This window comes from Saccharibacillus kuerlensis DSM 22868, from assembly GCF_000378145.1.
Classification (GTDB): domain Bacteria; phylum Bacillota; class Bacilli; order Paenibacillales; family Paenibacillaceae; genus Saccharibacillus; species Saccharibacillus kuerlensis.
On record NZ_KB899279.1, the window covers coordinates 200765 to 224087 of the forward strand.

The window sequence follows — 23323 nt, forward strand, 5'->3', positions numbered from 1 at the left end:
ATTGCATTTCTCGCTTGTCCGCTCTTCAAACTGATGGATGTGCTAACCCACCCGCCTTCGCACTCGCTACGGGTATTTTTCCGCGTGCTCTGGCGGGATTTTTGTCTGCCTTGATCGGTTTGCATCGGGATTAATTGGAATGACAAACAGACCCTCCATCTAAGACAGAAGGCCTGTTTGTCGTTTTGTCTGTTTGTCTGTTTGGTCGGACCGAAAGATTCATCGGCGCGGCAGAAGACGGCTTTACAGCGGCCGCCTGTCCGCCTCCTGTCTTGTACCCCTTGCCTCTTCGCTTTTCGCTTTTCCCTTTTCCCGCCGCCTTGCTTATCCCTGCCCTACGCCAATTCGGCGGCGATAAGCCCAATGGGCGGTTGGTCCATGTCCTCCGCCCAGATTCAGCTCAGGCGCACCTTCGATTGCGGCCTGGATGAAATCGCGCGCGGTTCGTACCGCTTCGCGTACATTCGAGCCCGCAGCCAATCGTGCGGCGATTGCGGCCGAGAACGTACAGCCCGTGCCATGCGTATGGCGTGTCGGAATGCGCACTCCCGACAATTCCTCGAAGCCGCGGCCGTCATAGACCAGATCGACGACCAGATCCTGCACGGACGTTCGGGATTCCCCACTTTCCGATTGCGCTTTTTCTTCTCCATGTTCCCCGGCATGTCCGCCTTTGATCACGACGGTCTTCGCTCCGTATCCGGCGATGCGCTTCGCCGCTTCACGGCGATCTTCCATCGTCTTGATCTTCATCCCGGCCAGTACCTCGGCTTCCGGAATATTCGGCGTAGCAACAAGGGCAAGCGGCAGCAGATGCCGCTTCATCGCTTCCACCGCCTCCCATCTCAACAGTTCCGCACCGCCCTTAGCGATCATCACCGGATCGACTACCACATTGGTCCAGCCGAAAGCGGAAATTCGCGCAGCAGCCGCTTCAATGATCTCCGCATCGAACAGCATGCCGGTCTTCAGCGCATCGACTCCGATATCCGAACCGACGGCATCGATCTGCTCCGCTACCGCACGAGCCGTCATCGGATAGACGCCGCTGACGCCAAGCGTATTCTGCACGGTTACCGCAGTTACAGCCGACATGCCGAAGACACCTAGTTCCTGAAACGTCTTCAGATCGGCCTGCAGACCGGCACCGCCGCCGCTGTCTGATCCGGCGATCGTGAGTCCGCGCGGCGCCGTCATCTTGCACCTCCGCCGATTACCGGCGAGAGAGACAAAGCCCGGACCCTGCCTTCAGACATAGAATCGGAGCGGAGTCCCGCCAGCTCATCCAAGAGCGAGACCTGGAAGCTGCCCGGACCGCGGCCGCCCGATGCGGATACTGCCGATTCGGCAGCGGCTCCGTACAGAGCCATCGCAGCCGCTCCAGCTTTCAGCATATCCCGCTCCACGGCCGCGAATGCACCCATCACCGATGTGAGCAGGCAGCCTGCACCCGTTACACGGGCAAGCAGTTCATCGCCGCCGCTTACGACGTATCCCGATGCTCCGTCCGTAATGACATCTTCGCGGCCTGTCACCGCAACTGCTGTGCCCAGTTTGATCGCCGCGCGTACCGCCAGATCCACCTGCGCTTCGCCGCCGCCTGCTCCGGCGTCCACTCCCTTGATCTCGCGGATTTCACCGGTCAGATGCGCAATCTCTGCCGCATTGCCCCGCACGATCGAGACTTTCACTTCGCGCAGGATGCGCAGCGACGAGTCCGTCCGGTAAGGCGTAGCTCCGGCTCCCACCGGATCGAGCAGTACCGGCACACCGACTTCGTTCGCCGCTTGTCCCGCGATGATGCAGGCTTCGACCAGCTCTTCCGTCAGCGTTCCAATATTAAGCACTACCGCGCCGGCGATCTTCGCCATGTCCGCGACTTCCTCCCGCGCATAAGCCATCACTGGCGATGCGCCCAGTGCCAGCAGACCGTTAGCTGTAAAGTTCGTCACCACCGTATTTGTGATGTTATGTACCAACGGTCGCTCACTGTGCAGCTTGTCCAACAATCCGCCCAGTTCTTTTTCCATACTTGTCAGCCTCCCGATTTCTTTGTCGCCGCAGCTTGTGCCGCTTTGCTGCGACCGCTCCGATTTCTGCGCAGCCGCCTGACCCTCTTTTAGACCGGCCACTCTTCCAGCTTGTAAGCCATATCCCAGAACATATACTCCAATCTGCAGCTGGAATCGTACTGTTCTTTGAGTTTGAGCTTGCGCGATTCGCTCAGCGACCCCGCCCACTCGTCAAGCAGCACGCGCATTTTATCCGTGACGCCCGCTCCGCGGCTGCCGTAGAACTGCATCCATTCGTAGAACGGATGATCCGGTCCCGGTTTTACTTCTTCCAGCAGCCGTTCTCCAATCTCCGCATACGTCCACGGGCAAGGCAGCAGTGCGGCCAAAATATCTTCCAATGTACCTTCATAGGCCGAAGTCAGCATATGCTGGATATAATGATGTGCGGATGGAGCAAGCGGGTAACCCTGCAGTTCTTCGTACGTTACACCGGCCCGATCGCAGAAATTCTGATGCGGATGAATCTCGCTGTTCAGAATAAACGCGATCTGCTCGTTGAACATCTGGATATGCTCGCGATTCTCGCATTTGGAAATGGCAATGCCGTAGATGCGCATGTACGCATTGAGGTATTCAAAATCCTGTTTCACATAGTGGATCAGCTGTTCCTTGTCCAGAGTCCCTTCTGCAATACCGCGTACGAAAGGATGCTTAAAGATAGCTTGATAGATCGGGTCGGCCCCGCGGCGAAGTTCTTCAGTGAAAGACATAAAATGATGCACCTCCGATAAGTTTGGGCTGCCGCTCGGTACCCATTCCACGAGAGAGAACGCAAAAAAACCGCTCCGAAATGGAGCGGTTCCTGTTGGATGTATAAGGGATAAATATATCCGTTGCAGATAAGGACCGGCTCCACTTCCCTACGCCGGTACGAGCCGGATCAGGTTCGAAGGGTCCAAGAACTGTTCTTGTCTCAGCCGCGCCGCGGCTCCCCCAGTGGAATGCGATATTCGATTGACGAACGGGCAAGCTGTGTTACGTGTCTACTGTAGCTTCTCCCGCTATGTCTTGTCAATGCTGCCGGTAGCGGAAATAATAATCGATCAGCGGTAAACACATAAAAGCCGCAAGACTTGCAAGTCCGATCGCCACACTTGCAGCGCTCATCGTCAAGCCGTCAAAGCGGTTCAGATCGAAGCTTATAAAGATCATTATAAAACTTGTCAGCAATGTCGTTCCCGATGGAATATATGTGAGCTGCTGCCGGTAAGGATATTTTTTGTAGATCAAGTATGAAGCGCCCATCAGGATGATAAACGTGGAGACTGACAGTAAAACGATGCCGTTCAGCTTGAACACCTCCTTGCCCACGAGAATATCATAAATGCCCATCAAAGAAGTAAAAATATTGTTAATTTTATGTTTCAATCCCACATTTTAGAAGAGTCAGAAAGCTTTTTGTTCAATGAAATTCAGATTATACAAAAAAACGCCCTACGTCAACCAAGCGAATCGGGGCCAACGAATCTTTTTATACTTTTCGGATCAACCCAAAAGCCCTTGATCTACAGCTGAATAAGAATTTTATATTTATGCAGCACCTTTCACTCTTTTTGACAGCTGGTCTATTAAACTTCTTTACGGAGCAAGCATTTTTATGCAAAAATAGGGGTTAAGCAAAAACAGTTGTTCATTAAAGCGAAAACGCGAAAACGCAAGAAAGCAGAAGGAGGCTTACTGATGATCAAATCCCACGAACTGGACTCGGAAATCATTGCGGCACATTTGAGAGAGGCGCTGGAACGGAAACGACTGCTCTTCACCGAACGTGCGGAACGGGACATGGAACGTGCCCATTTCGACGGCGAAATGCTGAGTGAGTTTCTCCGTGCACCACGCAGGATCGACAAGTACGAAGGCCGACGCGACAACGGCTGTTCCTACATTTTGTACGGCGAACGTACAACACGCGCGGTCGTATCTGTACATGACGGTTACGTCACCCTTGTCTGCTTGAAGCATAATCCTTTTCCCGCCGTCGGCTGATTAGATGCAATTTTCGATAATTTCTCACACTTGTTTATACAAAAGCTCCTATCCTGCATTAGCGGGTTTAGGAGCTTTTCTCGTTTTAATGCGCTTTGCTTGCATTTTCCAGTAAACATTGAATATAAAAAACCCTTAGGCTTTTTATAACTTATACAACTCGGCTTATATGAATATTTGATTAACCTAAGTGCTATATTAACGGGCATGCTATTTTGTTTTTTTTAAATATACCTTGAAATCATATGTGATTTATGTTTATTATTTATTGCAAGCGCATTCAAGATTCAGCATTATATAAATCTAATCACTAAATACTTAATTAGATTAACTTTTTAATTAACTAAAACAATCATAAAGGAGATTATGAATGAAAAAGAATTTTGGATACAAGACTGGAGTTACCGTCATTACCGCCGCCCTGCTGCTTCCGGCTTCCGCCGGGGCAATCTCTCCTGCGAACGGTTTGTCAGCGTCTGCCGCACCTGCAGCTCTGCACAAGTCTGTCGAACTGCCGACTTTTAACGCCAAGGCAAAAGCACCGGTATTCCGCGAAGCTTCCGTACATGATCCTTCCGTCATCAAAGTCGGCGATACGTTCTATGTATTCGGTTCGCATTTGGCAGCAGCCAAGTCGAAGGATCTGATCAATTGGGATCAGATCGCCTCCGGCGTAACGAACGACAACCCAATTATCCCGAATGTGAAAACGGAACTGAAAGAAGCTCTGGATTGGGCGGAGACCGATACGCTGTGGGCGGCTGACGTAATCCAATTGGCGGACGGCAAATTCTACATGTACTACAATGCGTGTAAAGGCGATTCCCCGCGTTCGGCCATGGGCATTGCAGTTGCCGACAAAGTTGAAGGCCCTTACAAAGACACGGGCATCTTCTTGAAATCCGGCATGTGGGATCAAGAAAGTGAAGACGGCACGATCTACGACGCAACAGTGCATCCTAACGCGGTCGACCCGGACGTCTTTTTCGATAAAAACGGCAAACTGTGGATGGTCTATGGTTCTTACTCCGGCGGTATCTTCATTATGGAAATGGATCCGACTACCGGCAAGCCGCTGCCAGGCCAAGGTTACGGCAAAAAGCTGATCGGCGGCAATCACAGCCGAATCGAAGGTCCTTACATGCTGTACAACCCGGAGACGGACTATTACTACATGTACCTCTCGTTCGGCGGACTTGACGCAATCGGCGGTTACAACCTGCGTGTCGTTCGTTCCAAGACACCGGACGGCCCTTTCCTCGACGCAGCGGGCAACGATATGACGAACGTCAAATCCGATCCGAGCAAGCCGCTGTTTGACGACGATTCGATCGAGCCTTTCGGCGTCAAGCTGATCGGCAACTACTTGTTCGAAAGACAGTTGGGCGAGCCAGGCACAGGAATCGGCTTCGGCGCCGTATCTCCGGGGCATAACTCCGCTTATTACGACGAAAAGACCGGCAAACAGTTCCTGATCTTCCACTCCCGTTTCCCGGGACGCGGCGAGCAGCATGAGATTCGCGTACACGAAATGTTTATGAACGAAGACGGCTGGCCGGTTGTGGCTCCATACCGTTATGCAGGCGAAACCGATACATTGGCGGCAGTCAAAGCTTCCGAGATTCCGGGCAGCTACCGCTGGATTGCACAAACCAAAGAGATCAGCGCCGATATCGTCACCGACGTTTCCATTACATTGAAAGCTGACGGTACACTGGGCGGCGCCGTATCCGGCACTTGGAAACTGGACGGCACAAACAATGTCACGATCACAACAGGCGGTCAGACTTACAAAGGCGTGTTCCTGCGCGAGACGCATCCGGTAACAGGTGAAAAAACGCTGACGCTGAGCGCTCTGTCGAAAGAAGGCGTCGGGGTGTGGGGAACCAAAGTCGATTCCTCCAAAGCCAAAGACGCGGTATCCGCTGTCAGCAAGGCGCTCACACTGAGCACTTCCGGCGACGTTTACTATGACCTGACACTGCCGACTTCCGGTACGCAGGGTACTCAGATTACTTGGAAATCGTCGAATCCGGCCGTTGTGTCGAACACCGGCAAAGTCACGCGTCCTGCCGCAAAGCAGCGCGATGCTAAAGTGACGCTCACCGCTACGATTACGAACGGCAGCGTCAAGAAAAACAAAACGTTCAAGGTGACCGTGCCGGCAGCGGCGCAGGGTCCATTGATCGCTTCGTACAGCTTCGAAGATGCATCGAAAAACCGTCTGAAAGACGCTTCGCCGAACGGATACAACGGTACCCTCGTGAACGGCGCTTCGTACGTCAAAGGCGGCAAGAGCGGCAAAGCTGTTCAATTGAACGGCAAAGACGGTTACGTGAATCTTCCGGGAGCTGTGACCGACGCACAGGACTTTACCTTCGCAGGTTGGGTGAAGTGGGACGGCGGAGCGGCTTGGCAGCGAATCATGGACTTTGGCAAAGGTATGGAAGGACATATGTTCCTGACACCGTCGCAGGGTCAGGGCGTTCAGTTCACCATCCATCGTGAAGGCAAAGACCAGAGCATCCTGACTTCTTCCCCGCTGCCTACAGGCAAATGGGTGCACGTCGCCGTTACGATCTCCGGCAATACAGGTACGCTGTACCTCGACGGCAAGCCAGTCGGATCGAACAGCCAAATGACTTACGATCCTCGCGATCTGAAAACAACCGAAGCTTGGCTCGGCAAGAGCCGCTTCGCATCCGATGCTTACTTCAAAGGCAGCATGGATGAAGTACGCATTTACGACAAAGCGCTGAGCGCTGCGGAAATTGCGAAGCTGGCCAAGTAATGAAGTGAGATAAAGCAAATGAAGTAAGCGAATCATACGGCAGTACAGCATAAGATGCACAGCATAAGCTGCATAACATGAGATGCACCAAGAGCACCAACAAAAGCCGGTGTCTGCGGATTCTGTCCGCAGACACCGGCTTTTACTATGTTTTAATGAAATTTGCTGAGATTTACTGAGATTTGCTGAGATTTACTGTGCTTCTCTACGTTTTGCTAGGATTTTCTGGGGTTTGCTGTGTTTCACTATGATTCTCTAATCATGTAATCCCCGACAAGGCAGATGTACGAACTTGTCTGACCTCTCTCTGAGCGTACTCTTACTTGTTTTCTTACTTGTTTTCCAACAGATCGTCTAACCAACGCTCCGCAAGACTCGTTGCACCGGGCAGAAACGGCAGCGCACCTACTCCAACTTTGCTGATGCTTCGATAAAAGTGGTGCTCCGCATATTCCTTTTCATCCGTGTATGGAAACAGCACACAGGCGGACGATACGCTCCGCTCGTATTTGTCGCTGCCTTCGCTGCGGTGCACGATGGCATCCCGATATCGGTGCATGACATTGATATCTTCTTCCAGCGGTCCCGGCGTTCCGTATCGTGAAGCGTAGCTGCTGCCGGGAACAGCCGGATCAAGCCGGTATTTGGCGTCCAGTACGAAAGTGACTTCTTTGTCTTGGGCTTTATCTTGGGCTTTATCTTGGGCTTGGTCTTGCTCTTTGTTTTGCGCTTGGTCTTGCACGTCGCCCCTTACGCTTTCCTTTACGCTCTCCTTCGTGTTTTCCTTCGTACTTCTCATCCCTTTATCGTTCTCTTCATCATTCTCTTTATTGTTTTCTTTATTGTTATCTTTATCGTTCCCTATATTGTTCCCCTTGTCCTCGGCTTCACGACTTTGCTCCTGTCCGCTGCTTTCCGATCCCGCTGCGGCTGGAATAGTCCGCTCAGGAGCAGTAGGCCGGCGCAGGGTCAGCAGCAGATCGGGACGCTGTTCCGTTGTTGGTCTGTTTCGGCCAAATATCGACGGGTTGTAGAGCAGCGATATTATAGTCCCACTCTCCCGATGCTCGTACTCAATACGGGAAAATCCGCCGCGAATCAATGACGGGAACAGACCACTCCGATCAATACCGGAACCCTCACGGCGAATCATCCGGCACCGCTGCTTCAACAGACGGTGCAGTTTTAAGAAGCACCAATACTCGTACAGCTGCGCCGTGTCCTTAAGCGATAACCGAAGCATTCCTTCACGGATCGACAGCCCCTTGAGCAGCAGCAGATGCAGCTTGTACATTTCCCGGTAGCCCGGAGCCATCTGAAGCACGAGACTGACATTCATCCGCCGCAGCGGACCGGCATCGCGCAGGAAGTCCGCATTCAGCATGACGCCGATTCGCCGCCGAATCCGCTCCAGTTCCGCAACCAGCAGCGGGTCGCGTCCGGGACGGCTCTCCTGCAGCTCCCGCCGAAGTTCTTCCACACGCCGGACCGTGCGTTCGAGCATCCAGCGAAGAAAACGGTTCTCGTCCGTATCGGTCGAGATGACCCGGCGCGTCTCAAGCAGACGATCCGGCGTATAGCGCATCGGACTCCCAAACCTCAACGGTCCGCCGGACCTCTCCCGATTGCTGCCGGATGACGAATGAAGATGACTCGGCGCCAGATCGATCTCCAGCCATCCCCGTTCATCCGCCTTCAGTCGCTGTGGATGCCGGCGCAGATCGTCCAGCGCGGATCGGCCCGCCCGGCGGACCCGTCCGCTCTCCATCAACCGATGCTCTTTTTCCAGACGCTGATGAGGATTGCTCTCGATCTGCAGCATGGCACTCTCCAGCCGCTCGAACACCCGGCGAAGAATGGCATGGAATTCGGTCAGGCTCTGTCTCGGCGTCTCCGCTTCTCCGGCAGGGCGATAAGTCCGGCGCAGAAAATCAAAGGTCAGGTCGTAGGCTTCTTCATTCACTTCATCCATCAGTCGAACGTAATCCCGCCGGTAATCCAGCTTGGCCGGAAAAATCTCGATTCCGATCGTCAGCACGGGACGGCCGTTCAGGCGAATCTCAAGGTCCGTCTCCCCGATCTCGCTGCCGAAATCCAGTGTGCCGGACAGCACGCTGCTTCCTCTTGGCTTGATCCGTCCGCGCAGATTGACGTTTTCATGATGAAAAGTCAGCTCCAGCGCCGGATCGGCCTTGATCAGCGTCAGTTCGTAGGTCTTGGTTTCGTAAAAACAAGGAAACGCCGGCATCCCCGGCTCCCATTCTTCGGACTGTCCGGTCTCCGGTGAAAAGAGACGTATCCGGCAGTCTGCCAGCCTGGGCGATTGTACGGCGGCTTCGAAACGGGCCGTCAGCCGTTCACCGCTGCCTGGATCGCGGTGCAGCGCCAGACGTTCGGCCGCTTCATGAAACGGCTCTCCCGCAATATACAGTTCGAACAGATTGCACTCGATCCGCAGCAGTTCGGTGCTGGAATCGAAAGCGGCATCGGCAGAAGGCGGCCGGTAAAAGGTCATAGATTCCAGTCCTCCAACAAGAGAATTGATTTTTGTTACTTGTACTTTCTTTTACCTGTACCTTATTCGCAACCTTATCGCCTATGATGCTCCCACTTAAGCCTCTCTAGTGGTTTCTAATAATTGTCCATACCTTCAACTTCCATTCACAATTCCTTTGTACACCTCAATCGCTGCTGCGCGAGAAGCTTTCAGATCGACGATAGCGTCGGGGCGCGGCTGATGCACTGTTGCGACGTCTTCCTCCGTAAGTTCCGGCAGCCATTCGCGGATATGTTCGCCGTTCGGATCGTATTTTTCGGACTGGGTCACCGGATTTACCACGCGGAAGTACGGAGCGGAATTCGCCCCGAGCGACGCGCACCACAGCCAGTTGCCGCGGTTCTGAACGTTGTCGTAATCCAGCAGCTTGCGGCGGAAATATTTTTCTCCCAGCGTAAACGGGCACTGCAGATTTTTGGTCAGGAACATGGCACACAGAATCCGCAGCCGGTTGGGCATCAGTCCGCTCTCGTTCAATCCCCGCATAGCCGCATCAATCGCCGGAATACCGGTTTCCCCTTTGGCCCAGCGCTCGAAATGTTCGTCGGTCAGCGCCGAGAGATCATACTTTTTCTCGTAGGAGAAGTAGTCTTCGTCATAGATCGCCAGATAATAGTAGAATTCGCGGAACGCCAGCTGGCGGACCCACTCATCGCTGTTCTCCAGACGGGTCGCCCGGGCATACAGCTCGCGGATCGAAACGGCTCCGGCATTTACGTGCGGATTGATGCCGCTCGCCGGAAGTTCCGGGTAATAGTCGCGCTTGTCACCGTATTCTTCGATACCATTTTGCAGAAAAGGCTCCAGTTTCTCCGTCCATTCGTCCGCCGGCTCGTAATCATTCAGATCAAACGGAACACGGAATTCGTCCGCCCACTCCCGGTCCACCTGTCCCTCCGTCAGATCGCTAAGTACAGTCGAGGAAGGTTCGTTCGGCGCATGCGCCAGATATTCAAGCCATTTCCGGTGAAAAGGCGCGAAGATCTTGTAGTACCCGTCCTTGCCCGTGAACTCAGCGAATGTCTGGGGATCGATCATCAGCGTATCCAGCAGCGGCGTGAATGCAGCTCCATGCTTATCGGCCGCTTCTGTCAGCTTGCGATCGCGGTCGCGCGCATACGGCGTAAAGTCCCGGTGAACAACGACTTCGTCGATCTCCAATTCTCCTCCTTTGAGCATGTTCAGCAGACGGTCCAGCACCTCGTCCGGCGCGCCGTAAACGATATGCAGCGTGCGCCCTTCCTTCTCGTATAGATCGCGCAGCCGTCTGACGTGACGCAGAAAGTTGACGCCGCTGTGCTCTTTGTCCCGGCCTTTTTGCAGCAAAAAAGGATCGAGAATCAGCAGATGCATCACCGGAGCCCCGGCTTCCTGCAGGTAGTCGAAAGCGGCAAGGTCTCCGGTGCGGAGGTCTTTCCGGTGAATGAACAATTTCAAAGTAAAATCTCCCTTCCGGCAGTGAGATCTGCAGTGCGATTATGGTTTGTGTCTCTTTTATGATCTTTATTTCTTTATGGTTGTGTATCTTTTTTATGGTCTATGTTTCTTTTTAAGACGATTATCCATGTTTCTCATCCTAACCGATCCTGCCGGATTCCGATAATTTGCAGGTGCTCGCCGGACGCAGAGCTGGGAATCTTAACATTCGAGCTTATTTGAGCTACTTTGAACTTTTTTGAGCACTTTTGGCTTTAGGCTTCTTTGGCTTCTTATCGTTTAACGAATCCTGATATCGCTATTCCTCACTTTTCGGTCTTTTTCAGAATCTAACGAATCCTGATATTCTTATTTGCTGCAGTTAGGACTTTCTACAATCAATTCGGCCTAAATAGCGTGATAAGGATTCGTTAGAATTTAAAAAAGCCGTCTGAAGAGCGAATAGCGTGTTTAGGATTCGTTAGATACCATAGCTGATTAAGGGCATCTAACGAATTAGGATTCGTTAGATGCCATAGCTGATTAAGGGCGTCTAACGAATTAGGATTCGTTAGAGTCTTACAACTGATTAAAGCGTTTAATGAATTAGCACTCCTTAGAGGCTCCTAACTGATTAAAAGCATTTAACGAATTAGAATTTGTTAAACGCTCATAACTAGATAAAAGCATCCCACGAATTAAGATTCATTGGTGTGCTAGATTGTGCAGGGTTTCTAAGTCCCTTCACGGATGTTCTCTCGAAAGAAAATCCGCTTTTTTTTGCGTACTCGCAGCATTTGGCTGCGGAACACAGCTGTAGAGCTGCATAGAGCTGCATGGATCTGCATAGAGTCGCATCGTGTCGGCCATTCAATTCGGCCAACTCAACAAAGTCATGCGATCCTATGCGACTTCATCCAATTAGCTCAGCCAATATGACGTAAACCCATCTTCGTCCAGCCGCCGCAGCATGTACGATATCTTGCGCGCACTCTGCGGATAACGAGCCGCCGCCAGCGACTCCCGGCTGCGCCGTCCCGAGTAGACGGCTTCCGCGGAATCTTCCAGCTCACGCCAGTCGAATGCTTTGGACGCCTCGCTGCCGAGGCAGTGGCGCAGCAGATCCAGCAGCACCCTTTTGACCGAATAACGGCTTCCCTGGATGCGGGGCAGAATCTTCTGCATCAGTTGGGCATCGAAAGCTTCCGCGCGCGTCATCAGCTTAAAACGCTCGTTGTAGATCAGATAGAAGCAGATTGCGTCGCGCACCCGGAATCCGACGTGTGCTTGGATTTCTTCCAGCATTCCGTTGATCTCCGACAGTTCTTCAGCCGTCCGTTCGATCAGCTTGGCATAGTCTCCCATAGCGTCTACCAGCTGCAGATAATCGCTGCCCAGCAGATGCCGGTCCGCCAGCAGCGCTTCCTCTTCCTGCTCGGCTTCGGCATAGAGCTGCGGCAGCTGCATCAAGTCGATATGATTGAACTCGATTGTGCCGGCGCGGTCGAGAACCTTTTTGCTGAACGGATATGTGGTCTCGTCCATGTTCACTGTACCGATTACATACACATTGCCCGGAATATACAGATTGCCGTATTCTTCGCGGTCTTCCCGACGATCGAACATCGATTCCGGCAGCAGCGGCTGCGTCACGATCTCCCCGAGCGGGTGCGCCAGACGCTGCGGATCGGTCGAATGCCCGCGATCGGCAGGACCTGTGAGTCCTGCCAATCCTGCGGGATCGGCCGTCCTGTCTTTCCGTCCGATCGATCGCCGGCGTGTCTCCATCAAGCTCAGCACATCGCTAAAGTAATGCTCAACCCGTGCCAGATTCATCTCATCCAGCACGATAAAATAAGGCTTGTCGGCATTGCCCGGACGTGATGCTTCCTTCAACGCCAGCGTCAGCGGTCCAGGCTTGAAGACACCGGACAGGTCCCTATAGCCGATCAGATCGGCGGGATCGCTCCAGTCCGGACGCACCGGAATAAGCGTAAACTGCCCGTTGTCCGGCGCCGCGCCGAGCGCTTCCGCAAACAGCCGCGCAAGCTGCGTCTTGCCCGTACCAGATATGCCCGCGAGGATCACAAACGGACGGGTCTTGAGGGACAGATAGAAATGCTCCACCAATCCATCGGGGAATGAAAAGCCCCGCTGCCGGATGTAAGCCGACACACCGGCTATCGCGGCGCGAACTTCGTCGTCGGGAATATGCGGTGGAGCCGGTTCAGCAGGAGAAAGTGCCGCTGAATCTTCATCTGACCGCCCGTCTTCGGCCTGCGGGGGAGCGACCAAGTATTCGGCGCCAGTCTCCGCAATAATGAAATGCGAAGGACGCATCTCTTGGCCGCCCAGGGGGCGCAGCTCCAGCCGATACGTAAACGGCGTATCCGTGCGGTACAAATAGAGATATTCGGCGCGGTCTTCACGCGGCAGATATGCATCCGGCGTATCGAACGGGCTGCGGACGGCGCCCTTATCCGGCGCTGTGCCGCGCGGCGGAATACGGCGGCTGCCGGAAGCTGTATTCCCGGCGGCACCCGCCTGTGCCTGGCCGGTCGGCATCTGGCTGGTCTGCGTCTGACCTGTCTGCGTCTGACCTGCCTCTGCCGCAGCGGCATAGACGCCGGCCGGGCCGTATTCGCGGTTCTGCACGCGGGTACCGTTCTGGCGATTCGCTTGATCGACAAAACGAGCCGCCCATTCCTTCACTTCCAAATAAGTGGAGGAGAAGACCGACAGCAGGAACTGCTTCAACTCCTTGTTGGAGTCGTAGCGAACTTCAAGCGAGGATTTGCCGCTCGGCACAGCGATACGCCAGTGCTCCAAGCGGGCCTCGTAGGTGGCGTACACGCCGCCGTTTTCGTGCAACAGACGGATCGGCCGGCTCTCGCCAATTGCCGGAAGAGAACCGCCGCATGCTTCTATGAAATCCGGGTAGAAATCGGCCGGAATCTCGAAGCCGTGCCCGAACAGAAATCCGTCGACCTGTTTGCGCGCGATCAGGCCGGGGATGCGATCATCTTTCCACCAGCTTCCGTTTTGTTTGATCATGATGACGTACTCCTCCGTTACAGATCGTCGGGCATCAGCCCGGATTTCTTCGATGAGTTTCTTCTATAGATCACATTATATCTAAGAACGCATATGATATCTAAGAACGTAGCAGCTTGTCTGACTCAAGCAGTCGGTTTACATTCGCTTGAATCGCACACTTTTTAAGTGGAAATCAAGCGGGCTAAACCGAACATTTATATAAAACAAACCGGTATCGATAAACACTCTTATAAAGGTTATACCCAAACAGCAAAAAGCCGCTCCCTGAAACGAAGGGAACAGCTTCTTGATGCACACGGATAAACAGCTTTATTAACGAATAGACAAAAAAGGCTGCCCGGCACGCCTTTGGCGTTCCGGACAACCTTTTCTTGTGCGGCACCTTTCTTATGCGGCATTATCTGCCCTTCATCTTCGGATCGAACGTATCGCGCAGTCCGTCGCCCATCAGGTTAAAGCCGAGCGACGTCAGCAGAATACACAGGCCCGGAAAAATGACGGTCCACGGCGCGGTCTGGAGGAACTGCCGGGAATCGGACAGCATCTTGCCCCATTCCGGCTCCGGCGGCTGGGCGCCGAGCCCCAGGAAACCGAGTCCCGCCGCTTCAATGATCGCTGTCGCAACCCCCAGTGTTCCCTGGACAATGATCGGCGTCAGACTGTTCGGCAGAATATGCTTGAACAGAATACGGCTGTCGTTCGCGCCAAGCGCACGCGCCGCCGTAATGAATTCCTCCTGCCGCAGAGACAACACCCTTGAACGGACCAGCCGACCGTAGGTGGGAATGTTGACGATCGCGATCGCATACAAGGCGTTTTGCAGCGACGGACCGAGAATAGCTACGATGGCGATGGCCAACAGAATACCCGGGAAGGCCAGCAAAATATCGAATACGCGTGAAATGATCATATCCACCCATTTGCCGTAAAACCCGGCGACGATACCGAGCAGCGTGCCGATCACGATCGAACCGACAACCGACAGGAAGCCGACCCAGAGCGAGATACGTGCACCGTAGATCACGCGGCTGAACACGTCACGGCCCAGATCATCGGTTCCGAACCAATGCTCGCCGGACGGCGGCTGCAGACGGTCGGACAGCACCTGTGCCTTGTAATCGAACGGCATGATCAGCGGCGCGGCCAGTGCCAGCAGCACGAAGAAGACCACGAGACTCAGACCGACGACAGCCGTTTTGTTACGTACAAACGATCGGGCTGCTTCCCGCCAGGGGCCGGGCTGCACTTTTTTGTTCGCCAGATTTTCGGACGGACGAATATCGGCTTTCAGGAATGCATCGCTCATACTATTCCCCCTATTTATACTGGATCCGCGGATCGAACACGACGTACAGCAGATCCACCAGCAGATTGATTAAGACGAAGATGACCGCGACAATCAGAATGCCGGATTGAATGACCGGATAATCCCGATTGCTGATCGCTTCGAAAATGTATCGTCCTACACCCGGCCAAGCGAAAATCGTTTCAGTCAGCACCGCACCGCCAAGCAGCGCGCCTGTCTGAAGACCGATAACCGTCAGCACCGGGATAAACGAATTTTTGAGCGCATGCCGGTACACGACGGCAAACTGCGACAGCCCTTTTGCCCGCGCCGTGCGCACATAATCGAGCTGCATCACTTCCAGCATGCTGGAACGTGTCATCCGCGCGATGACCGCCATCGGAATCGTGCCGAGCGCGATCGCCGGCAGCACCAAATGTTTCGTGACCGTCCAGAGCTGCGCGAACTGTCCCTGAATGATTGCGTCGAGCACGTAGAAGCCGGTGACCGCCTCCATCGGATCGCGCGCGTTCATCCGACCGCTCGAAGGCAGCCAGCGCAGCTCATTGGCGAAGATCCACTGCTCCATCAGACCGAGCCAGAATACCGGCATCGAGACGCCGAGCAGCGCAATCAGCATACTGACGTAGTCGAACCATGAATTGTGCTTCCATGCGCTGATAATTCCCGCGTTAACGCCAATGAGTACGGCAAACAGCATACTCGCCATCGTCAGCTCGAACGTCGCCGCCAGATACGGTCCGATCTCCTGTGAGATCGGTGCGCGTGTACGGATCGAGTTCCCCAGATCGCCGCTCAGCAGATCACCTAGATAACTGAAATACTGCTGCAGCCACGGCTTGTCGAGTCCCAACTGATCGCGCAGTGCCTGCTTGGACTGCTCAGTCGCTTTTTCCCCCAGAATCGTATCCGCCGGATCGCCCGGTATGGCATGAATGATCGAAAAAACGATCAGCGTCATGCCCAGCAGTACCGGAACAAGCACCAGCATTCTTTTGAATATGTAAGAACTCATTGTCTATCACCCGCCGTAGGTTTGGTACGGGTAGCCCCGTTGGTACAAAGGACGGCCCGAAAGTCCGCCGCAGAGCGGCGTCCCTCTCGGGCCGAAGAAAACCTTTTTACTGCTGGATTGAACTTACCTTTGGACCGAAATTACTATTAACTCAAATTACTGTTGAATCTAAATTACTCTCGGATCGAAATTACTGTTGGATCGAAATCTCCGCATAAGGTTCTGAACCTGTCGGAGACGGTACATACCCTTGCACCTTGTTGGAAGCGGCCAGCAGCGGTGTGGAATGCACGAGCGGCACCCAAGGCGCATCTTCGTGCACGATGACCTGCGCTTCTTCGTACAGCTTGGTCCGCTCGTCCTGATCCGTCTCCTGCTGCGCCTTTACCAGCACCTCATGCAGCGGATCGCTGGCATATTGGCTGTAGTTGTTGCCGCCGATGGAATCCTTGTCGAGCAGCGGGTAGAAGAAGTTGTCCGGGTCGCCGTTGTCTCCCGTCCAGCCGATGATGAACAGATCGTCCTTCTCGCCCTTGCTCAAATCGTCCAGGTAAGTCGCCCATTCCGGCGATTCGATATTGACCGTTACGCCGATCTGCGCGAAGCTCGCTTGAATCACTTCGGCGACCTTCCGGCCGTCCGGCATGTACGGACGGGATACCGGCATCGCGTAGAACGTCAGCGGCTGCTCGATTCCGTTGGCGTATCCGGCATCGGCCAGCAGCTGCTTGGCTTTCTCCAGATCGTAAGGATAGTCTTCGATGCTGTCGTTGTAGCCCCACAGCGACGGCGGGATCGGGTTCTTGGCCGGCTCCGCTTGTCCTGCGAAGAAGGCGTCGACGATGCCCTGTTTGTCGACTGCATGACTCAGCGCAATACGTACGGCCGGATCGTCGAACGGCTTCTTGGTTACGTTGAAGCCCAGGTAAGCGACGTTGAACGGAGGGCGGTTGAACTTCTGCAGATCCGGGTTGCTCTCCAGCGTCGCCAGATCGTCGGGACTGAGATCTTCCATGAAGTCGATCTCGCCGTTCTGGAGAGCGTTGAAGCGTGCCGTGTTGTCCGGGATCGAGCGGACAATGACTGTATCAACCTTCGGCAGTCCTTCCTGCCAATACTCCGGGTTCTTGTCGAGCGTAATCGAATCGCTGCGTTTCCATTCCTTGAACACGAATGGACCGGTTCCGATTGGGTTTGCTTTGAAGTCCGCACCCGATTCCTGAATGGCCGTCGGACTGGCAATCGAGAACGCAGGCATCGCCAGGTTCTGCAGGAACGGTGCCTGCGGCTGATTCAGCTCGAATACGACCGTCGAAGCGTCCTGCGCCGTTACACTCTTAATGACACGCGCTTCCGCAGGACCGAACATGGAATCGTAGTAATCAAACGAATCGCCTTCGAACTTGAACTCACTCTCCGGGTCGTTCCAGCGGTTGAAATTGAAGACGACCGCATCAGCATCAAAATCCGTCCCATCATGAAACTTAACGCCCTGCCGCAGCTTGAACGTATACGTCAGTCCGTCTTCGGAGATTTCCCAACTTTCGGCCAGTGCAGGTTCAACTTCAGTCGTACCGGCTTTGTAAGCGAGCAGCGGATCGAATACCTGCTGAGCAATCTTCAGCGATTCGCCATCGGTTACAATCGCCGGATCAAGTGCCGCAGAATCTCCGCCGCGCCCTACAATCAAGGTGCCGCCGCTGCCGCCTTCGGCAGTCGTTCCCGATGCAGCAGGTTCAGCGCCTGTATTGTTGGAAGCTGCCGGTTCGGCTGTACCTCCTCCTCCACCGCAAGCTGCCAAAATAAGCACCAGTGACAGCATCATCGTAAACAGGAATCCTAATCTTTTTCGCATAAATCGTACACTCCCCTCAAGATCGCATTCTGCCCGTACACGGAGCCCAGCTGAGTCCAACATGTTACAACAGTTATGTATATTGGCTTGTTTATCACTCATTGGCTTCGGTCCGAGTGATTATACCTTACATAAATATGATCAATTTCGCAATATGTATTTCTAAGTATCTAGTTTTGTGTAATTTTAATTAACATATATAGTTGGTTTGTCTGTGAAATATTTTTCATCTATAAGTGCAGTTTCAAGCATAAATCGAAACGTTTGGAAAGCTTTTCGCTTTTTTATTGACTATCGATTAAATAAGACCTGGCCGCAGTTCTTTTATGCCTAATGCTCCTGTTTCGCTCCCTTTCCACTCCTCAACTCTTTGTCCTCTCCTTTCCACAAACAGGATTTATTTTCTAATGCAAGGCAACTTTCTCCCCGTCTATCCCGTTCAATTGGAGACTTGGATCTATACAAAAAAGAGCTTCTTCTATCCAAAGGGGGCATTTTCCATGCCAAAAATCAAAAAAAGTCATCGGATATTTCTGCTCATTTTCGCCGCTGTCCTGCTGACTGCCACCACCTTATTTATTGCGCTGCAGTTCAAACTTCACGGATTGGAGCGCGACATGCGGATCTATTTGATCGAACAGGGAGTCGCCGAAAAGGAGATTCTGCACATTGAAGCCAGACGGTCCAAGCTGCCTACGTATCCCGTTCTCGTCACCCTGTCGCACCGACCGGATCAGCCTTATATGTTTAAGCCCGACGAAGAAAAACGAGGCGAATTCGTGCTCATCGGTTCCGCTCTCCCACCTCAGTTGATCGATCGCGAAGCGCAAACCAAGAGGTATATCGCTTATTTGCAAGCCAGAGGGTTCACCGATATCAAGCATCTTGGTACGACCGACTCGGCGCTGATGGAAAAAGGCGAAGCCGTCTGGGAGCTTGCGCAGCAGTATTGGACGGTTCCGGAAGCCAATCCGCAGTCTTTTGAAGGGCAGCGGGCGTACACGTACAAATTCAACGTGGAACATCCAACTATTCGCGAATCTCTCGGGCTGCATGCAGAAGATCGTCTGAACGCGTATCTCACCTTGATCGGCGATCAGGTTCGAATGGGGTATTTCAACGTACAATATGTCGCCGCCGAAGACCGGAAGCAGCACAAAGAAATTTTCTACACGCTGCAAGGGAAACTTCCCGCTGAGTAACTTTATGGCACGGAACGCTATCTTTTTTGCTCTCATAATTCTCTTAACGAAAGCGAGGCTTCTATCATGCGCAGCCAACAACTTTTTTCTGCCATACTCGTTCTGCTGATATCCGCCGCTGCCGCCTATCTCTTCTTCTCGCCTACTGTAAATTTCAGATTGTACGAATCCGAATGGCTGCCCGGATTTCTCGTCGCCCTGACGGGTGCCGGACTCGGTATGCTGCTGCTGTTCCCGCACCGTCATCAGTCCGTTTTATGCAGGGTTGTGCTGTGGGGATCTTGGGCGGTTCTGCTGCTGTATGTGCTGGTGCTGACTCCGTTCGCTGTGCTGCTGTTTGGTCCTTGAACGGGAAGTTGTGGCCGGGGCAGTCTTTTTAAAGGCCGTCTTTTTGAAGAAGGTTAGGGGCTGAGAAAACTGATATATTTGGCATAGGCTGCGGAAGGCATGGATGTGGGACACATAGGCTACAGGGTGCATGTGACGCACATATTGTATGGACTGTACAGGAGGCATACGGGGTACGAGCTGTATAGGTACAGACTGCACGCTTCAATTTGCAGAGCTTAACAATTCTAACGAATCGTAATCACGCTATTTGCTCTCCAAAAGACTTTTACAAATTCTAACGAATCCTAGTCATGCTATTTGAGCCAAATTGGCGTTAAACACACCTGTTAGCTGTAAATAGGGATATGAGGATTCATTAGACTTTTAAAAACACTTAAATCCGTCAAATAGCGATACTAGGATTCGTTAAAATCAAGGATTGTTAAATCAAGAATGAAACAGAATGAGAGAGCCGCGTTCCAGGGCATAGAAGAAGGAGACGTTACAATGAATTCCAAGAACAGACTGCCGCAAAAAGCACTGCCGATCCTGCTTATGCTGAGTCTGACTGCTGCCGCTGCCGGATGCGATTCAAAGCCGGGGCCGACTGAAGCTACAGCGGCGCAGACCTCTTCCCTATACGAAGCCCCTAATATCGACCAAAGCCGGGTGAATCCTCCTCAGCCGCCGATCGACGAAAGTCCAGTGGGCTCGCCGGAGCACTGGGAATATGGAGATACGCATTCGCATCCTTATGAAGGCACGCTGGTTTCTTATGAGATGGACGGCAGCCGGTTGGTCAGTCTTGATTTCAAGCCGACTTCCGCCATTCTGACCTCGACCAATCCGGTTGATATAATCGCCATGGGCAGGGAGAAGATGAACACCGTCTCGACTTTCCCCGTTCGAGGAGACTTGGACGAACCCGGCACGCTAAATCAACGGCAGATGAAGCATCTGGTCAAAGGCGGAACATATATCGTCAATATTGATCTATGGGTCGCAAGCCAAGACTCTTTCCTGGCTGCCCAGATCCCGAAAATATATTACGCCAAAGGCGACCAGTTCTACAGTCTCGCGGACGATTCGCCGTTTACGGATTGTACGGGAGCTTACAACGAGTGCCGCCGGCTTACTCCATAAAAAAGAACGGCTTCTCCTGTATGTGACAGGGAGCCGTTCTTTTGCTTATGCTTTTTACTTATGCTTTTTACTTATGCTTTTTACTTATGCTTTGCTGCTTGTGCTTTAAGGTTTGTAGTGTGAGGTTTGGTTTATGCGTTATGGTTTATAATTTACTGCTTATGCTTTACGGTTTATGTTTCACTGCTTGTCCTGACTGATCATCCTTTATAGCTTGCCCTTACCGTTTATCTTTTACGGATTGTCCTTACGGCTTGCTCTTTAAAACCAGTCCTTTATAGCTTGTGCCCTATACGTTATACTTTGTAATTCATGCTCGCTTTCTACCTAAAAGATACCGAATCGCTCAGCGGGGCTCCAGCGCCTTCTCTACCGCATAATCGTCCAGCGGAAGATCCGGTTCCAGACCGAGCGCAAGCTGGGAAAGCTGCCGGCCGAGAAACGGTCCCATCGTCAGTCCCGATGCGCCCAAACCATTGGCGGTGATCAGACCTTCCCAACCGGGAACCCGCCCGATCACCGGCAGAAATCCGGGCGTAAACGGCCGGAAACCGACCCGTACTTCCTGCAGCTCACCGTCCGCCAGTCCCGGTGCAAGTGCAAGCCCTTTGTCCAGCACTTCATGCATGCCGCCTGCCGTTACGCGGACATCCGTCAGTTGCACGTCGTTCTCGTGCGTGGCTCCGGCGACCATTTTGCCATGATCAAAAGCCAGCAAATACTGATCATTCGGCGGAATAACAACCGGCCATTCTCCGCTACCAGGCTGCTCCGGCATCTGCAGGTGCAGAATCTGTCCTTTCTGGAAAGTGACGCGGAAATGTAGCCCAAGCGGCCGCAGCAGCTCATTCGCCCACGCTCCCGCGCAGATTACCACTTCGTCTGCTGGGAAATATTCGCCGTTTACGGTGACGCCAGTGACGCGTCCTTCCGTGATGGATTCACCTTTTGCTGTTACATCAACTGTGTGCTCTGGAAGAGGCTCACCTTTTGACACTACATCAGCTGCGTGCTCTGGAAGAGGTTCACCTTTTACTGTTACATCAGCTGCGTGCTCCGGAAGAGGTTCACCTTTTGCCGACATATCGGTGGTGCGCCCTTTTACTACGCTCAGCGCCGCCTCCCCTTCGATCACCGATACGCCATTGCGCTGTGCAGCGGAGATCATGGCGTCCCGCAGGGCACGTCCGTCTACCCGGGCAGCTCCGCTGACGCGCACAGCCATATAGCCGTCGTTCAGCAGCGGAAACAATTCCCGGACCTGCGCTTCGTCCAGCACCTCGATCTCTCCGATCTCCGGCGCATCCTCGCGGCGTTTCTCTGCCCGTTCGCGCATCTGCTCGATTTTTTTCGGATCGGTATGCAGACTGAGCGCGCCGACCCGGGCATAGCCGGTGTCGCTCTCGCCTTCGCTCCGCAGTTTCTCCGTCAGCTCCGCGTAGTAGCGTGCGCCTCCCTTGGCGAGCCGGTACCACGATTGATTGCGCCGCTGCGACAGCCACGGGCAGATAATGCCGGCAGCCGCGTCGGTAGCACGTCCGGGATGGCGACCGTCCACGAGCATCACTTGGGCATCGGATTGAGAGAGATGGTACGCGGCGGAAGCTCCGAGAACACCGGAACCGACGACGATAATTTTTTTCATAAGATTGGAATTCCTTTCCGTTGGTTCATGTAAGTTAAGTTCCAAAAAATCGTTCAACACACGAATGTAACTATTATACCGGATACCGGGTTTATTCTTGTAGAAAGAAAACCGAAGATCTACGGTCAAGGAGGCCCCCTATGCTCTACCATCTGTTTCCGCATCTCAATCCAATGTTGGCGATTCTCGTCATCGGTCCCATCCTGGCCGGACTTGCAGCGATCGCCGGCAAAGAGCTCAGGCTTCATCCGATCTGGCCCACAATCGTGAGCCTGTTTATTCCGCTGCTCTTTATCTGGAAGAACCTGTACACGCTCCAAAACAACCTGGATGCCTGGGTCATCTACGGCTTCGCTTATGCGGCTATTACGCTGCTGGTTTATAAGTTCGCTAAGAAGGGAAAAGTGCGGGGGTAAGGGATTATTCGAATCGAACTTTTAAAATGAACAGCCGATGCAAGACAAAAAACCGGACTTTCGGTAGAAAGTTCGGTTTTTCTTGCTTGGTTTTTTTAACAATCACTGATTTTATTCTTTTCGATCATCGTAAATCTCATCAGGAACCCGCAGCTGATGCCCGTTTATTGTAACGTGATCCTCGTCAATCCAATCAATCGAAACGGCATCCGTATCCTTTTGAAAATAAATCGTTTTGTGTTCTGCATTACCGTCGTTAAATCTAAGCTCGCAGAGTAGGGATAGGGAAGTCGTTGCGCCAGCGTCCGATAAGTAGGCAATGAGTGTATATTTGTTATTGGGAGACTGCTGCTGTTCCAAGACAGTGCCGCGCGGCAAACGATCCAAATCATAGTACCAACTTCTTCCCCATAGGATCAGCACTAACGCCATCAGAAATAAAGTTAAAGCTATGATGGATAAACTACATTTTTTAGATGAGGCTCTATCTTCTGCAAATCGATCCATTAAGACACTCCTTCTAAAAATC

At 53.0% G+C, this 23323-nt stretch carries 18 protein-coding genes and 1 riboswitch; of the genes, 6 read left to right on the forward strand and 12 right to left on the reverse strand.

Translation table 11 applies throughout. The annotated features are described in order from the left end of the window. Positions 1-324: 324 nt before the first annotated feature. From thiD to F456_RS0105695, 4 genes are all read right to left on the reverse strand, one after another. Positions 325-1197 (reverse strand): bifunctional hydroxymethylpyrimidine kinase/phosphomethylpyrimidine kinase, encoded by an 873-nt coding sequence (gene thiD, locus F456_RS0105680; RefSeq protein ID WP_018976036.1) that lies wholly within the window; start codon positions 1195-1197, stop codon positions 325-327. Beyond that, complete coding sequence (gene thiM / locus F456_RS21850; protein ID WP_051086699.1) at positions 1194-2030, reverse strand: hydroxyethylthiazole kinase; 837 nt, start codon at positions 2028-2030, stop codon at positions 1194-1196. Before thiM ends, thiD begins: the two co-directional genes overlap by 4 nt. Positions 2031-2119: 89 nt before the next feature. Then, entirely contained in the window at positions 2120-2785 is a 666-nt protein-coding gene (gene tenA / locus F456_RS0105690) for a thiaminase II (protein WP_018976038.1), read from the reverse strand. 130 nt (positions 2786-2915) lie between these two features. After that, a riboswitch (TPP riboswitch) is annotated at positions 2916-3020 on the reverse strand. 66 nt (positions 3021-3086) lie between these two features. Further along, positions 3087-3443 carry a YesK family protein gene (locus F456_RS0105695; RefSeq protein WP_018976039.1) on the reverse strand — a complete coding sequence of 119 codons (357 nt, stop codon included), beginning with the start codon at positions 3441-3443 and terminating at the stop codon, positions 3087-3089. A 312-nt stretch (positions 3444-3755) separates the two neighbouring features. Between F456_RS0105695 and F456_RS0105700 the strand changes: the two genes are divergently transcribed. Both F456_RS0105700 and abnB read left to right on the forward strand, forming a co-directional pair. Continuing rightward, entirely contained in the window at positions 3756-4061 is a 306-nt protein-coding gene (locus F456_RS0105700; protein WP_018976040.1) for a hypothetical protein, read from the forward strand. Positions 4062-4431: 370 nt separating this feature from the next. Beyond that, entirely contained in the window at positions 4432-6852 is a 2421-nt protein-coding gene (gene abnB / locus F456_RS0105705; RefSeq protein ID WP_018976041.1) for an arabinan endo-1,5-alpha-L-arabinosidase AbnB, read from the forward strand. Positions 6853-7183: 331 nt separating this feature from the next. Here the strand turns inward: abnB and F456_RS21855 are convergent, their stop codons facing one another. From F456_RS21855 to F456_RS0105735, 6 genes are all read right to left on the reverse strand, one after another. Then, positions 7184-9367 carry a DUF2357 domain-containing protein gene (locus F456_RS21855; protein WP_018976042.1) on the reverse strand — a complete coding sequence of 728 codons (2184 nt, stop codon included), beginning with the start codon at positions 9365-9367 and terminating at the stop codon, positions 7184-7186. A gap of 135 nt (positions 9368-9502) precedes the next feature. After that, positions 9503-10846: a cryptochrome/photolyase family protein gene (locus F456_RS0105715; RefSeq protein WP_018976043.1), complete on the reverse strand. Its 1344-nt coding sequence runs from the start codon at positions 10844-10846 to the stop codon at positions 9503-9505. A 900-nt stretch (positions 10847-11746) separates the two neighbouring features. Then, positions 11747-13879 carry an McrB family protein gene (locus F456_RS23470; protein ID WP_018976044.1) on the reverse strand — a complete coding sequence of 711 codons (2133 nt, stop codon included), beginning with the start codon at positions 13877-13879 and terminating at the stop codon, positions 11747-11749. Positions 13880-14279: 400 nt separating this feature from the next. Then, the gene (nikC, locus tag F456_RS0105725) at positions 14280-15188 is read right to left on the reverse strand and encodes a nickel transporter permease (protein ID WP_018976045.1); all 909 of its coding nucleotides are present in this window, start codon (positions 15186-15188) and stop codon (positions 14280-14282) included. 10 nt (positions 15189-15198) lie between these two features. After that, positions 15199-16203 carry an ABC transporter permease gene (locus F456_RS0105730; protein WP_018976046.1) on the reverse strand — a complete coding sequence of 335 codons (1005 nt, stop codon included), beginning with the start codon at positions 16201-16203 and terminating at the stop codon, positions 15199-15201. A 190-nt stretch (positions 16204-16393) separates the two neighbouring features. Continuing rightward, a complete protein-coding gene (locus tag F456_RS0105735; RefSeq protein ID WP_018976047.1) occupies positions 16394-18058 on the reverse strand; it encodes an ABC transporter substrate-binding protein in 1665 nt (554 codons plus the stop codon). Positions 18059-18558: 500 nt separating this feature from the next. On the opposite strand from F456_RS0105735, the gene F456_RS0105740 reads away from it, so the two are divergent. The 3 genes from F456_RS0105740 to F456_RS0105750 all read left to right on the forward strand — a co-directional run bounded on the left by F456_RS0105740 (position 18559) and on the right by F456_RS0105750 (position 20733). Continuing rightward, positions 18559-19260 (forward strand): hypothetical protein, encoded by a 702-nt coding sequence (locus F456_RS0105740; RefSeq protein WP_018976048.1) that lies wholly within the window; start codon positions 18559-18561, stop codon positions 19258-19260. 66 nt (positions 19261-19326) lie between these two features. Next, positions 19327-19608 carry a hypothetical protein gene (locus F456_RS0105745; RefSeq protein WP_018976049.1) on the forward strand — a complete coding sequence of 94 codons (282 nt, stop codon included), beginning with the start codon at positions 19327-19329 and terminating at the stop codon, positions 19606-19608. A 489-nt stretch (positions 19609-20097) separates the two neighbouring features. Then, positions 20098-20733: a hypothetical protein gene (locus F456_RS0105750; protein WP_018976050.1), complete on the forward strand. Its 636-nt coding sequence runs from the start codon at positions 20098-20100 to the stop codon at positions 20731-20733. A gap of 346 nt (positions 20734-21079) precedes the next feature. Here the strand turns inward: F456_RS0105750 and F456_RS0105755 are convergent, their stop codons facing one another. Next, on the reverse strand, positions 21080-22378 hold the full coding sequence (locus F456_RS0105755) for an NAD(P)/FAD-dependent oxidoreductase (protein ID WP_018976051.1): 1299 nt from the start codon (positions 22376-22378) through the stop codon (positions 21080-21082). 140 nt (positions 22379-22518) lie between these two features. Here F456_RS0105755 and F456_RS0105760 point away from each other — a divergent pair, with 140 nt between their 5' ends. Further along, complete coding sequence (locus F456_RS0105760) at positions 22519-22794, forward strand: hypothetical protein (protein ID WP_018976052.1); 276 nt, start codon at positions 22519-22521, stop codon at positions 22792-22794. A 111-nt stretch (positions 22795-22905) separates the two neighbouring features. On the opposite strand, the gene F456_RS0105765 is transcribed toward F456_RS0105760, so the two are convergent. Next, positions 22906-23301 carry a DUF5412 family protein gene (locus F456_RS0105765; protein ID WP_018976053.1) on the reverse strand — a complete coding sequence of 132 codons (396 nt, stop codon included), beginning with the start codon at positions 23299-23301 and terminating at the stop codon, positions 22906-22908. Positions 23302-23323: the final 22 nt, after the last annotated feature.

Excerpts from the sequence above, each read along its gene's own strand:
- thiM (WP_051086699.1), bottom strand. The coding sequence starts at position 2,030 with ATGGAAAAAGAACTGGGCGGATTGTTGGACAAGCTGCACAGTGAGCGA.
- tenA (WP_018976038.1), bottom strand. The coding sequence starts at position 2,785 with ATGTCTTTCACTGAAGAACTTCGCCGCGGGGCCGACCCGATCTATCAA.
- F456_RS0105755 (WP_018976051.1), bottom strand. The coding sequence starts at position 22,378 with ATGAAAAAAATTATCGTCGTCGGTTCCGGTGTTCTCGGAGCTTCCGCC.
- thiD (WP_018976036.1), bottom strand. The coding sequence starts at position 1,197 with ATGACGGCGCCGCGCGGACTCACGATCGCCGGATCAGACAGCGGCGGC.
- F456_RS23470 (WP_018976044.1), bottom strand. The coding sequence starts at position 13,879 with ATGATCAAACAAAACGGAAGCTGGTGGAAAGATGATCGCATCCCCGGC.
- F456_RS21855 (WP_018976042.1), bottom strand. The coding sequence starts at position 9,367 with ATGACCTTTTACCGGCCGCCTTCTGCCGATGCCGCTTTCGATTCCAGC.
- F456_RS0105765 (WP_018976053.1), bottom strand. The coding sequence starts at position 23,301 with ATGGATCGATTTGCAGAAGATAGAGCCTCATCTAAAAAATGTAGTTTA.
- F456_RS0105700 (WP_018976040.1), top strand. The coding sequence starts at position 3,756 with ATGATCAAATCCCACGAACTGGACTCGGAAATCATTGCGGCACATTTG.
- F456_RS0105745 (WP_018976049.1), top strand. The coding sequence starts at position 19,327 with ATGCGCAGCCAACAACTTTTTTCTGCCATACTCGTTCTGCTGATATCC.
- nikC (WP_018976045.1), bottom strand. The coding sequence starts at position 15,188 with ATGAGCGATGCATTCCTGAAAGCCGATATTCGTCCGTCCGAAAATCTG.
- abnB (WP_018976041.1), top strand. The coding sequence starts at position 4,432 with ATGAAAAAGAATTTTGGATACAAGACTGGAGTTACCGTCATTACCGCC.
- F456_RS0105740 (WP_018976048.1), top strand. The coding sequence starts at position 18,559 with ATGCCAAAAATCAAAAAAAGTCATCGGATATTTCTGCTCATTTTCGCC.
- F456_RS0105750 (WP_018976050.1), top strand. The coding sequence starts at position 20,098 with ATGAATTCCAAGAACAGACTGCCGCAAAAAGCACTGCCGATCCTGCTT.
- F456_RS0105730 (WP_018976046.1), bottom strand. The coding sequence starts at position 16,203 with ATGAGTTCTTACATATTCAAAAGAATGCTGGTGCTTGTTCCGGTACTG.
- F456_RS0105760 (WP_018976052.1), top strand. The coding sequence starts at position 22,519 with ATGCTCTACCATCTGTTTCCGCATCTCAATCCAATGTTGGCGATTCTC.
- F456_RS0105735 (WP_018976047.1), bottom strand. The coding sequence starts at position 18,058 with ATGCGAAAAAGATTAGGATTCCTGTTTACGATGATGCTGTCACTGGTG.